Origin of the sequence: Streptomyces sp. NPDC059874 (assembly GCF_042731135.1) — a bacterium.
GTDB lineage: Bacteria > Actinomycetota > Actinomycetes > Streptomycetales > Streptomycetaceae > Streptomyces.
Genome location: NZ_JBHWJY010000140.1, coordinates 1 through 11541, shown reverse-complemented (window position 1 = coordinate 11541; position 11541 = coordinate 1). Strand labels below are relative to the sequence as shown.

Below are 11541 nucleotides of genomic sequence, written 5' to 3'. Positions count from 1 at the left end.
GGCCGGATCAGGGCGCGGTGTCAGACGCCGCGGGCCCGGCCTGATCGGCGAGACACCCCCTGAAACCGCACAGACCGGGCGGCGGCCACTCTTCGCGTGAGTGACCGCCGCCCGGTCCGGGTGGCGCGCTGCCGCCGTCCCCACGAGGCAGCGCGGGCAGGTCGCCGTCCGGTCATGGAGACGGCGGCCCGCCGGTTCAGGGGGTCCGGCCGCCGGGTGGCGCCAGGCCCAGGGAGGGGAGCATGACCGCGTCGACGAACCGGACCAGGTAGTCGGCGTCGGCGTACAGGCCGTCCAGTACGGGCCGGATCCGGAGCACGCCCATCAGCTGTGCGGGCAGGAACTCCACGGCCGGGTGGTCCGCGGCGATCTCACCCCGCGCCACCGCCCGCTCCACCATCGCGTCGAAGGCGGCGAGCTCCGGCTCGACAAGAGCCTCGCGCAGCGCGGACTGCAGCTCCTCGTCGCTGAGCACCGCGTGCCCGAGGGCCTGCGTCAGGCGGGTGTCCCGGCCGGAGGTGCCCGCCGCGATGCGGGCGGCCTCGCGCAGGTCGCCCGCCAGCGTCCCGGTGTCCACGGCGGCGAGCGTGCCCTGCCGGTTCGCGCGCAGGGCGGCGGCCACCAGCTGGGGCTTGGTCTTCCACTGCCGGTAGAGCGTGGACTTGCCGCAGCTGGCGCGGGCGGCGACGCCCTCCATGGTCAGGGCCTCGTAGCCGTGCTCGCGCAGCTGCTCCAGAACGGCGTCGTAGAACTCCTGCTCCCGCTCCGGGGTGATCTTGGAGCGGCGCGCGGGGGTCGGCGGCGTCGACGTCATGGGTGCGGCTCTCCTCGGGGACGCCTCGGTGGCGGGCTCTCCTTGAAGTCTACGGGAACGCGAGCGTATCGGTACACGTGCGTATCGATACGCGAATGTATCGATACACTGACGTGTCGATGTCGGGTCATGCCGTTCGACGTCGGGTCGTGTGTGCGAACAGGAAGCGAGACCGGGGGATGAACGCCCAGATCACCGGAACGTCCGGGGAGCCCGGTATACGGCGGGCGGCACGCCGCCGCCTCGTACGCGAGCTGCTGCTCGTCGTCGGACTGTTCGCCGTCTACAAGGCGGGCCGGACCCTCTCGACCGGCCGCACCGGCGAGGCCTTCCGCAACGCGGACCGGACCTGGGACGCCGAGCGCGCCCTGCACCTGCCCGGCGAGGGCGCGATACAGCGGCTGCTGCTGCACGGCGATGCCCTCGTCCACACGGCGAACACCTACTACGCGGCCGTCCACTTCCCCGCGACCGCGCTCTTCCTGATCTGGCTCTACGTCCGCCGCCCCGGCCACTACCTGTGGGCCCGCAGGGTCCTGGCCGTGCTCACCGGCGCCGCCCTCGTCCTGCACCTGGCCTTCCCGCTCGCGCCCCCGCGGATGTTCGAACCGGCACATCTCGTCGACACCGGCCTGGTGTACGGGCCCACCGTCTACGGAGCCGCGCCCGAAGCCGACACCATGGCCAACCAGTTCGCCGCGATGCCCTCCCTGCACTTCGGCTGGGCGCTGATGCTCGCACTCGGCATGATCGCCGCCACCTCCTCCCGGCTGCGCGCGCTGTGGCTGCTGCACCCGCTGGTGACCCTGCTCGTGGTGGTCGGCACGGCCAACCACTACTGGCTCGACGCCATCGTGGCCACCGTCCTGCTCGGCTTGGCCCTGCTGCTGGTCCCGCGGCCGCCGCGGAACGCCGTACCGGGGCTGCCCGGACAGCGGAACGCCCCCGAATCCGACGTGGCCCCCGCCCTCGCCCCCGCCTCCACGGGAGCGGGGCGGTGAACGCCACCGCCCTCGCCGTCGCGCTCTGCCTGGCCTCGGCCGTCACGTACGCGGCCGCCGCCGTCGCCCAGGAACGGCTCGCCCGGGCCGCCGTCGCGCGCACCGTCGGCGCTCTGCTCGGCAACGGCGCCTGGTGGTGGTCGGCCGGACTGAACGCCGCCGCCGCGCTGCTGCACGCGGCCGCCCTGCGCTACGGGCCGCTCACCCTGGTCCAGCCGCTCGGCGCGCTCACCCTGGTGGCCGCCGTCCCGCTGGGCGCGCGCGGAGCCGGGCGCCGGGTGGCGGCCACCGAATGGCGGGGTACCGTGGCCACCGTCGCAGGGCTCGGCCTGCTGCTGCTCCCCGCCTCCGGGCCCGCCCCGGACGACACCCTCACGCTGACCGAGGCCCTCTCCGTCTCCGGGGCGACGGCCGCCGTGATCCTGCTGTTGACCGCCCGCAAGGACCCGCGCTCCGGGCTCCGGCACGCGACCGCGTCAGGGCTGGCCTCCGCGGCCGCCTCCGCCCTGACCCAGACCGTGGCCGTGGCCGGCGGCCGCGGCGGGGACCTGCTCAGCGCCCGGGTCGTCGCGGTGGCCCTGCTCGTCGTGGTCTTCGCGGTCGGCGGGATGCTCCTGTCGCAGCGGGCCTACCGGGGCGGGCTCGGAGCCCCGCTCGCCGTGGTGAACCTGTCCAACCCGCTCGCCGCGGCCGCCATCGGCATGGTCCTGCTCGGCGAACGACTCCAAGGCGGCGCGCTCGGCCTGCTGCTGGCGGTGGCCGGAGCCCTGGCGGCGGCGCGAGGGGTGCTCCTGCTGACCCGGACCCCGCCCGCGACGATGGCCGGCGCCACCGCCTGAGAACCGTTCCGGCCCGCGCCGCGTCCTCCCCGGAGAACACCGAACCACCGAAACGGAGTGACTGGGCATGGGAATCGTCAGCTGGATCGTCCTGGGACTGCTGGCCGGGGGCATAGCCAAGTTCCTGCTGCCCGGCCGGGATCCCGGCGGCCTGATCGTCACCACGCTCATCGGCGTCGCCGGTTCCTTCACCGGCGGCTGGCTCTCGGCGAAGTTCCTCGACAAGCCGATCCAGACCGAGTTCTTCGAGCTCACCACCTGGGGCTCCGCCATCGCCGGCTCCCTGGTCCTGCTCATCGCCTACCGGATCCTCTTCGGCAACTCCCGCAGCTGACCCGCGTCCGCCGGCCCGCGCAGGGCGGCCACTACGCTGGCCGCACGGCGCGACGTACGAACGACAACGAGCAGCGAGGAAGTCTCAGCGACATGAGCGTCACCCCACTCCCCACGGCCGACATGTACGACGAGCACGGCGAGGACCTCGGCATCTGCGCCACGCAGTTCCGGCAGCTGGGCGGCCGACGGCTGTTCGCCGGACCGGTGCGGACCCTTTCCTGTCACGAGGACAACGCGCTGCTGCGCGAACTCGTGCACGGGCCGGGCGACGGCGCCGTCCTCGTCGTGGACGGCGGGGGCTCGCTGCGGACCGCCCTGGTGGGCGACCTCATCGCCGGCGCGGCCGCGCGCAACGGCTGGGCGGGCCTGATCATCAACGGCGCCGTCCGCGACAGCGTGGCCCTCGGCGGGCTCGACCTCGGCGTCAGGGCGCTGGGCACGGTACCCCGTAAGAGCGGCAAGACCGGCGCGGGCCAGGTGGACGTGCCGCTCACGATCGGTGGCGCGACCTTCCGCCCCGGGGACACGGTGCACGCGGACGACGACGGCATCGTGGTCCTGCCGGCCTGAGCCCGCTCCTTTCGGCAGCGGCCCGACGTTCATCGAGCCGGGCCGCGCCGGGCCGGGGGGCGAGATCACGCCACATCCCGCACACTCGCCCTGGCGCGGCCCCGGCGGGCCGGGTTTCACTGCGGGCCCATGAGACGACACAGGATCATGGGCCTGCTCGGCGCGATCGCGCTGGCCGCCGGCACCCTGGCCGCCGCGGGACCCGCGCACGGCCGGACCCCCACCGAGCCGCCGCCCGCCGAGTTCGGCACGGACTGGCACGACCCCCTCACCCCCGCCCCGCCCGTCACCCGGCCCGCGACCCGGTCCTGCCAGGTGACCCTCGCGGAGGCGCAGTTCCGCGACTTCACCCCCTACCACGGCAGCTACACACCGCCCGCCGACTGCGGCGCGGCCGACTGGGCCAAGGTGGTGCTCCGCCTCGACGGCAAGGTCAAGGGCCGCCAGTACGACCGCCTGGGCAACCTCTCCCTCGGCGGCGTCGAGATCCTGCGCACCTCCACCCCGCAGCCCTCGCCGGACGGCATCACCTGGCGCGTGGAGAAGGACGTCACCCGCTACCGCGACACCCTCGCCGGCCCGCAGCCCGTCGAGATGCTCATCGGCAACGTCGTCAACGACACCTACACCGGAGTCATCGACGTCAAGGTCACCCTCACCTTCTACGCCGCCGAGGGCCGCACCCCGGCCGCCTCCGACACCCCCGACCGCGTCCTGCCCCTCACCACCCCGTCGGTCACCACCCCGCGCAACACGGAGCGACTCCTCGCCGAGGTGTACGCCACCGGCTCCGGCGGCGGCTGCGAGGAGTACTGGTACATGACCGCCCCCGACGCGGCCCCCTACTCCTGCAAGGCCGCGGACGGGCCGCACCGCGAGGTCCGCGTCTCCGTCGACGGGCAACTCGCGGGCATCGCCGCGCCCTTCCCCACCGTCTGGACCGGTGGCTGGTCCAACCCCTTCCTCTGGTACGTCACTCCCGGCCCCCGCGCCTTCGACGTCCAGCCGATCCTCTACGACCTCACCCCGTTCGCCGCACTCCTGAACGACGGCCGCCCGCACCGGATCGAGGTGTCCGTCGCCGGCGTCCCGGCCGGGCAGAGCGGCTGGAGCACCCCCACCAACCTGCTGCTCTGGCAGGACGAGGCCCGCGAGGTCGTGACCGGCGCCCTGACCCGCCACGAGCCGGGCGAACCGTCCGGCTCCTCGCGTTGGACGCCCGCCGCCCCCGGCGCGGAGCACCGCCTGGACACCGAGGGTGGCCACCGGCTGACCGTCGCCGGGTACCTGGACACCTCGCACGGCCGGGTCACCACGACCGTCACCCGCGCCGTCCGGGGCACCTCCGTGCACCGCTGGACCGACGGCGAGAACAGCGACGCCCTGACCGCGACCTGGACCGACGAGGAGAGCGTGACGCGCGGGCCGACCACCACCCGGACCGCCCGCACGTACACGATGGACGGCGCGACCACCCTGGGCGCCGGGGACCGGCTGCGCACCGTCCTCTCGCTCGGCGACCGCGCCGACACCGTCACCCTGCGCGGCGGCCGCAGCGTCGACGTCTCCCGCCTCGACGACCGGTACACGGGAGACGCCACCTACACCGCGAACGTCCCGCGGGACCAGCGCCACGCCGTGGGCACCACCTCCGCCCGCTACCGGCTCCACGGTTCCGGGGCGCCGGGCGGCTGCTACGACCGCACGGTCGCCACCGCGCAGGGCACGGTCACCGAGGACCGCCGACGCTGCTGACACCGGCGGCGCCTACGATGACCCGCCATGGACACTGGTGAGGCCGGCAGACAATTGATCGACGGGCGCTTCGAACTGGTCGCGCCCCTGGGCAGCGGCGGAATGGGCACGGTGTGGCGCGCCCGCGACATCGCCCTGCACCGCGAGGTCGCACTCAAGGAGGTGCGCCCGCCGGACCCGGCGACCGCCGCGGCCCAGCCCGGTCTCGCCGACCAACTGCGCGAACGCGCCGTCCGCGAGGCCCGCGCCCTCGCCCGCCTCGCCCACCCCCACGTCGTGACGATCCACCACATCGTCGAGCCGCCCGAGGGTGCGGACGGGCATCCGTGGATCGTCATGGAGCTCGTCCGGGGCGGTTCGCTGCACGAGCGGCTGGCGTCCGGCCCGCTGCCGCTCGCGGACGTGCTGCGGCTCGGCCTCGACGTGCTGTCCGCGCTGCGCGCCGCACACGCCGAGGGCATCCTCCACCGAGATGTGAAACCGGCCAACGTGCTGCTGAGGCCCGACGGGTCGGCGGTGCTCACCGACTTCGGCATCGCGGCCCTGCAGGAGTCGACGGGGCTCACCGCGACCGGGGTGCTGATCGGCTCGCCGGAGTACATCGCGCCCGAGCGCGTCCGGGGCGAGGAGGGGTTGGCCGCCTCCGACCTCTGGTCGCTGGGCATGATGCTGTACGTGGCCGCGGAGGGGGTCCATCCGCTGCGCCGCGCCACCAGCCTGGCCACGGTCGTCGCCGTGCTGGACGAGCCGATCCCGACGCCCGTGCGCTCCGGCCCGCTGGGGTCCGTACTGGAACGGCTGCTCGTACGGGACCCGGCCGCGCGGCCCGACGGGGCGCAGCTGGAACGACTGCTCCGGGACGCGAGCACCGCTCTCGGCGCGGGTGTCGGCGCCCCACCCTCGGCAGCTCCCACCGTCCCGGCCGCGTACGGGCCGTACGCTCCGCCCACCCCGCCGCCGTTCGGCCCGGTCCCTCCCCCCTACGCGGCCACCACCGCGCCCCTGCCCGTCGCGCCCGCGCCCGCGCCGCGCAGGCTCCCGGCCCTGATCGGCGGCGTGCTCGCGGCGGTGCTGGCGGCCGGAGTGGTCGGGATCGTCCAGATGCTGCCCGACGGCACCTCGGGCGACGGCGACCGCGTCGACGCGAAGACCGGCTCCTCCACCCGCCCCACCGCCTCCGCGACTCCTCCCGCGGCCACCACCCCCGGCCCGAAGCCGAGTACGCCCAAGGTGAGCGCGGCGCGGGGCAGCATGCTCACCCCGGAGAACGTCCGGATCGCCCTGGAGGCCTTCAAGCAGCAGACGGGCACGACCACCTTCGTGGACCTGAAGGTCTACGACGGCTACGTCCTCGCCTCCATCCCCACCGCCCCCGGTGCCAAGACCGTCGACTCCTGGCAGTTCCGCGACGGCGCGGCCAAGCGCACGGGCCCGGACGGCACGGTCAAGGACGGCGAGCCGCTGATCGACATGGCGACGGTCAACTGGGACGCCCTTCCCGGCCTGCTGGAGCAGTTCAAGAAGGACCTGGGCGTGGAGAACCCGACCTCGCGCTACGTCATCGTCGAGCCCTGGATGATGGACCAGGTCCCCTGCATGCGCCCCTACCTCAGCGACGAGTACGGCCGCGGCGGTTACGTGCTCGCCGGCATCGACGGCAAGGTCAAGAAGGTCGTCGCTTCCTGAGGTTGAGATCGTGGTCCCGTACGCGCGTACGGGACCACAGGTCGAGGGAGAGTCCCCTCGTACGCACCCGCAGGGGGCTCAGTAGGGCCCGTTGACGTTGTCGATGGAACCGTAGCGAGCGGCCGCGTAGTTGCACGCCGCGGTGATGTTGGCGACCGGGTCGTACGAGTTCGTCGAGGTGCCCGGCACGTGGTAGGCCTGGAAGGTCGGGTCGATGACCTGGAGCAGGCCCTTGGACGGGATGCCGTTCTGGGCGTTGATGTCCCAGTTGTTGATGGCGAGGGGGTTGCCCGAGGACTCCCGCATCACGTTGCGGTGAATTCCGTTGTAGGTACCGGGAATTCCGTGCTTGGCCATCACGGCGAGGGACTCGCGGATCCACCCGTCGAGATTGTTCGCGTAGGCGGGCTTGGCGGCGGGCTTCGCGGCGGGCTTGATGGCGGGCCGGGCGGCGGACCTGCTCGCGCGGGCGGACTCCGTCTGGGTGCCGAGCTGCAGTTTGATGCCGGGCCGGATGACCGCCGGGTTGTCACCGATGACGCTCCGGTTCGCCGCGTAGAGCTGCTTCCAGCCGCCCTTCACGGAATGGTCCGCAGCGATCTCGGAAAGGGTGTCACCGGCGACCACGGAATAGGTCGTGGGAGTCGCGGCGGGGGCCGCGGGGGCGGCGGTGTGAGCCGCGGGAGCGGTGGTCGTCCCCACGGCCCCGGCGGTGGTCGCGCTGATCAGCGGGAGGGTGAGGGCCGCGCCACCGGTGCCGGCGAGGGCCAGCTTGCGGGTGATCGGGTTGTGCTTCGGCCGACGGTGCTTTCCCTTTGCGGGCATGGCGGAATTCCTCACGTGGGGGGACGGGAGAGCCACGGCGGCGGGCCGGATTCGGCTTCGGACCACCGGGAACGAGGCGACCGTAAGTGAGCCCACCGGGCGGTAACAAGACCCGAATTCCACCGGTAGATCGACTTCCCGCGATACGTCCGGTAAATGACCTTGTCGGCGCCTCTGTGCAATAGCCGATTCCCTTTCCGGGAAAAGGGAATCGGCCTCTCGCGGGAAATGATGTTGGCGCATCCGGCGTGACTCACATCACGGGCTCGCGAGCCCGCGGCCAATACGGGCAACTCCGCTCTCCGTGGGCCTCATTCGGGCGACTCGCGCGTAGGGGGTAAATCGCCCATCGCGGGAATTTTCCGGCATGTGATTCTCAGGTGCGGAGCTCCGCCAGGCGCTCCAGCGTGGCCGTCACCGCCGCCTCCGGGGCCGGCAGCAGGGGGAGCCGTACGTCCGGGGTCGGGATGCGCCCCTGTGCGTGCAGCACGCCCTTGACGACCGTCGGGTTCGGCTCGGCGAAGGCCGCCGCCGACAGTCGGGCCAGCGCGTGCCCCAGCGTCCGCGCCCGCGCCACGTCCCCCGCCCGCCAGGCCCCGGCGAGTTCCACGAACCGGGCCGTCGCCAGGTGCGCCGAGGCCAGGATTCCGCCCGTCGCGCCCAGTGCCAGCAGCGGGGAGACGTACGCGTCGTCCCCGGCCAGCACCTCGAACCCGTCCGGCAGGTCACCGAGCAGGGCGACCGTGTCCTCGCCGATGCCCCCGGCCGCGTACTTCACCCCGGCCACCCCCGGGAGCGCCCCGAGCGCCCGCAGCGCGGCCGCGTCCAGCGGCTGCCCCGTGCGGTACGGGATGTGATAGACGATCAGCGGTACGGGGCTCACCTCGGCCAAGCGCGCGAAGTGAGCCAGCACCCCCGCCGCCGAGGGCCGTACGAACGACGGGACGGTCACCAGCGCCGCCCGCGCCTGTGGCCACCGGGCCAGCCGGGCCAGCGAGGCCTCGGCGGCCCGGGTTCCGCTCGCCCCGGCGCCGACGGTCAGCGTCGCGCCCCGCTCCCGGCAGACCCGGGCGCACACGTCGGTGACGAGGTCGCGCTCGGCCTCGTCGAGGGCCGCGCTCTCCGCCGTCGTGCCGAGGGCGACGAGCCCGGTGGAGCCCGCGTCGAGCACCTCGTGCGCGAGGCCTTCGAGGGCCTCGGCGGCCACCTCCCCGGCCCGGTCGAAGGGGGTGACGAGCGGTACGTGGATCCCGTGGAGGGAGGCGCCGGGCGAGGAGGCCCGCGCCGTGTGCTGAGTGGTGTCCTGTGCCATGCGGTAGAGCCTGACCCGGCAGACCCGACAGATCCAGTTCGCATTTCTTACCAGAACCGTAAGCTGAGCCGATGCTCGATGTACGACGCCTGCGCCTGCTGCGCGAACTCGCCCGCCGCGGCACCATCGCCGCCGTGGCCGACGCCCTCGCCTTCAGCCCTTCGGCGGTATCCCAGCAACTCGCCGTCCTCGAACGGGAAGCCGGCCTGCCGCTGCTGGAACGCACCGGCCGCCGGGTCCGCCTCACCCCGGCAGGCCTGCACCTGGTCGAGCACGCCGAAGCCGTCCTGGAGCGGCTGGAACAGGCCGAAGCGGATCTCGCCGAGGCGCGCCGCGGCCTGGCCGGCGTGCTGCGGATCGGGGCCTTCCCCACCGCCACCCGGGCCATCGTCCCCGCGGCCCTGATCGCCCTCGCCCGGTGCCACCCGGGGCTGGAGCCCATGGTCTCGGAGACCGACCCGGCGGCCGTGGCGCACGCGCTGCGGGCCGCGGACCTGGACGTGGCCCTCGTCCACGAGTACGACTTCGTTCCCGCCGCCCAAGAGCCGGGCCTGGCCACCGAGCCCCTGTACGAGGAGGCGATGTACCTGGCCGCGCCGGCGACCGGAGCCCCCGACCCGGACGGAGCCCCCGACAAGGACGGAGCCCCCGACCCGGACGAGCGGGACGACACGGGCCGGGCCGTCGACCAGGGCGCGGTCCTGCGCACGCACGCCGACGCGCCCTGGATCACCGCCACCCCCGGCACCCTCTGCCACGCCATGACCCTGCGGGCCTGCCAGGCCGCCGGATTCACCCCGCGGGTCCGCCACCAGGTCGACGAGTTCGCCACCGTGCTCGCCCTGGTCGCGGCCGGCCAGGGCGTGGCCGTCGTACCGCAGCTCGGCATCACGGCCCCCGCCGATCCGGCCGTGCGCCTCACCCGCCTGCTCATGGGACGCCGCACCCGGCTCGCCTTCCGCAGCGGCGCCGCCGCCCACCCCGCCGTGGCGGCCTTCGGCGCGGCCCTGCGGGCGGCCGTACCACCGGAACTGGCCGAACCGCGCGCCGTGCGGTGACACAACTGCCCTACCCGTCGCGGCCCGTGTACGTTCTGACAGGAGCCAACGACACCAGAGCGGGGTAGACGTGACGCATCGCGTACGAGGGGTCATCGCCCGGAGCAAGGGCGCACCGGTGGAGACGACGACGATCCTCGTGCCCGACCCGGGGCCGGGCGAGGCGCTCGTACGGGTCCAGGCCTGCGGGGTCTGCCACACCGACCTGCACTACCGCGAGGGCGGCATCAACGACGAGTTCCCGTTCCTGCTCGGCCACGAGGCCGCCGGGATCGTCGAATCGGTCGGCCCGGACGTCACCTCGGTGGCCCCCGGTGACTTCGTCGTCCTCAACTGGCGTGCGGTGTGCGGGACCTGTCGGGCCTGCAGGCGCGGGCGGCCCTGGTACTGCTTCGCCACGCACAACGCCACCCAGCCCATGACCCTGGAGGACGGCACCCCGCTCTCCCCGGCCCTCGGCATCGGCGCCTTCGCCGAGAAGACCCTGGTCGCGGCCGGCCAGTGCACCAAGGTGGACCCGGCCGCCTCGCCCGCCGCCGCCGGACTCCTCGGCTGCGGGGTGATGGCCGGCCTCGGCGCGGCCCTGAACACCGGCAACGTCGGACGCGGGGACTCCGTCGCCGTCATCGGCTGCGGGGGAGTCGGCAACGCCGCCGTCGCCGGGGCCCGACTGGCGGGAGCCTCGCGGATCATCGCCGTGGACCTCGACGACCGGAAGCTGGAGTGGGCCCGCGGCCTCGGCGCGACGCACACCGTCAACGGCCGTACGGAGGACGTGGTCAAGGCCGTCCAGGAACTGACCGGAGGCAACGGCGCGGACGTGGTCATCGAGGCCGTCGGCCGCCCCGAGACCTACCGCCAGGCCTTCTACGCACGCGACCTCGCGGGCACGGTGGTCCTGGTCGGCGTACCGACCCCGGACATGAAGCTCGAACTCCCGCTCATCGACGTCTTCGGCCGCGGCGGCGCCCTCAAGTCCTCCTGGTACGGGGACTGCCTGCCCGAACGGGACTTCCCGCTGCTGATCGACCTCTACCTGCAGGGCCGGCTCGACCTGGACGCCTTCGTCTCCGAGACCATCCCGCTCGACGGGGTCGAGGACGCCTTCGCCCGGATGGAACGCGGCGAGGTGCTCCGCTCCGTGGTCGAGTTCCAGGGCGCCGCCACACAGCCCTAGGCCCTGTCGTCAAATTCCCGTCTGCCCCGCGACGTCTGGCACGCACTCTCGCCGCACCGGGCGAAAGCCCAAGTACGTCCAGTACGTGGGCTTCCGCCCGGCACGCCGAGAGCACGCACCAGACGCCGCGGGGCCGCCCTTCGGGCGACGACGGGAATTTGACGACAG

At 73.7% G+C, this 11541-nt stretch carries 11 protein-coding genes; 8 read left to right on the top strand and 3 right to left on the bottom strand.

Annotation, left to right across the window (positions count from 1 at the left end):
- Positions 1-196: 196 nt before the first annotated feature.
- Positions 197-814, bottom strand: a complete 618-nt coding sequence (locus tag ACFV9H_RS40120; protein ID WP_385408720.1) for a TetR/AcrR family transcriptional regulator — start codon at positions 812-814, stop codon at positions 197-199.
- Positions 815-993: 179 nt separating this feature from the next.
- Between ACFV9H_RS40120 and ACFV9H_RS40115 the strand changes: the two genes are divergently transcribed.
- The 6 genes from ACFV9H_RS40115 to ACFV9H_RS40090 all read left to right on the top strand — a co-directional run bounded on the left by ACFV9H_RS40115 (position 994) and on the right by ACFV9H_RS40090 (position 7001).
- The gene (locus ACFV9H_RS40115; RefSeq protein WP_385408718.1) at positions 994-1815 is read left to right on the top strand and encodes a phosphatase PAP2 family protein; all 822 of its coding nucleotides are present in this window, start codon (positions 994-996) and stop codon (positions 1813-1815) included.
- Positions 1812-2654, top strand: a complete 843-nt coding sequence (locus ACFV9H_RS40110) for a DMT family transporter (RefSeq protein ID WP_385408716.1) — start codon at positions 1812-1814, stop codon at positions 2652-2654. Before ACFV9H_RS40115 ends, ACFV9H_RS40110 begins: the two co-directional genes overlap by 4 nt.
- 67 nt (positions 2655-2721) lie before the next feature.
- Positions 2722-2988, top strand: coding sequence for a GlsB/YeaQ/YmgE family stress response membrane protein (locus tag ACFV9H_RS40105; protein WP_385408714.1), 267 nt, complete (start codon positions 2722-2724; stop codon positions 2986-2988).
- A gap of 92 nt (positions 2989-3080) precedes the next feature.
- Positions 3081-3560 carry a ribonuclease E activity regulator RraA gene (rraA, locus tag ACFV9H_RS40100; protein WP_385408712.1) on the top strand — a complete coding sequence of 160 codons (480 nt, stop codon included), beginning with the start codon at positions 3081-3083 and terminating at the stop codon, positions 3558-3560.
- A gap of 129 nt (positions 3561-3689) precedes the next feature.
- Positions 3690-5315, top strand: a complete 1626-nt coding sequence (locus ACFV9H_RS40095) for a peptide-N4-asparagine amidase (protein ID WP_385408710.1) — start codon at positions 3690-3692, stop codon at positions 5313-5315.
- 27 nt (positions 5316-5342) lie between these two features.
- Positions 5343-7001: a protein kinase gene (locus tag ACFV9H_RS40090; RefSeq protein WP_385408708.1), complete on the top strand. Its 1659-nt coding sequence runs from the start codon at positions 5343-5345 to the stop codon at positions 6999-7001.
- Positions 7002-7079: 78 nt separating this feature from the next.
- On the opposite strand, the gene ACFV9H_RS40085 is transcribed toward ACFV9H_RS40090, so the two are convergent.
- Positions 7080-7826 carry a transglycosylase SLT domain-containing protein gene (locus ACFV9H_RS40085; protein ID WP_385408706.1) on the bottom strand — a complete coding sequence of 249 codons (747 nt, stop codon included), beginning with the start codon at positions 7824-7826 and terminating at the stop codon, positions 7080-7082.
- Between the two features lie 376 nt (positions 7827-8202).
- Positions 8203-9138 (bottom strand): dihydrodipicolinate synthase family protein, encoded by a 936-nt coding sequence (locus ACFV9H_RS40080; RefSeq protein WP_385408704.1) that lies wholly within the window; start codon positions 9136-9138, stop codon positions 8203-8205.
- Between the two features lie 71 nt (positions 9139-9209).
- On the opposite strand from ACFV9H_RS40080, the gene ACFV9H_RS40075 reads away from it, so the two are divergent.
- Together ACFV9H_RS40075 and ACFV9H_RS40070 are read left to right on the top strand one after the other, a co-directional pair.
- Positions 9210-10196 carry a LysR family transcriptional regulator gene (locus ACFV9H_RS40075; protein ID WP_385408702.1) on the top strand — a complete coding sequence of 329 codons (987 nt, stop codon included), beginning with the start codon at positions 9210-9212 and terminating at the stop codon, positions 10194-10196.
- A gap of 70 nt (positions 10197-10266) precedes the next feature.
- Positions 10267-11373, top strand: coding sequence for an S-(hydroxymethyl)mycothiol dehydrogenase (locus ACFV9H_RS40070; protein ID WP_385408700.1), 1107 nt, complete (start codon positions 10267-10269; stop codon positions 11371-11373).
- Positions 11374-11541 lie beyond the last annotated feature (168 nt).

Bases quoted from the DNA above. Each gene is read 5' to 3' on its own strand.
- ACFV9H_RS40120 (WP_385408720.1), bottom strand. From the start codon at position 814: ATGACGTCGACGCCGCCGACCCCCGCGCGCCGCTCCAAGATCACCCCG.
- ACFV9H_RS40115 (WP_385408718.1), top strand. From the start codon at position 994: ATGAACGCCCAGATCACCGGAACGTCCGGGGAGCCCGGTATACGGCGG.
- ACFV9H_RS40105 (WP_385408714.1), top strand. From the start codon at position 2,722: ATGGGAATCGTCAGCTGGATCGTCCTGGGACTGCTGGCCGGGGGCATA.
- rraA (WP_385408712.1), top strand. From the start codon at position 3,081: ATGAGCGTCACCCCACTCCCCACGGCCGACATGTACGACGAGCACGGC.
- ACFV9H_RS40095 (WP_385408710.1), top strand. From the start codon at position 3,690: ATGAGACGACACAGGATCATGGGCCTGCTCGGCGCGATCGCGCTGGCC.
- ACFV9H_RS40090 (WP_385408708.1), top strand. From the start codon at position 5,343: ATGGACACTGGTGAGGCCGGCAGACAATTGATCGACGGGCGCTTCGAA.
- ACFV9H_RS40085 (WP_385408706.1), bottom strand. From the start codon at position 7,826: ATGCCCGCAAAGGGAAAGCACCGTCGGCCGAAGCACAACCCGATCACC.
- ACFV9H_RS40080 (WP_385408704.1), bottom strand. From the start codon at position 9,138: ATGGCACAGGACACCACTCAGCACACGGCGCGGGCCTCCTCGCCCGGC.
- ACFV9H_RS40075 (WP_385408702.1), top strand. From the start codon at position 9,210: ATGCTCGATGTACGACGCCTGCGCCTGCTGCGCGAACTCGCCCGCCGC.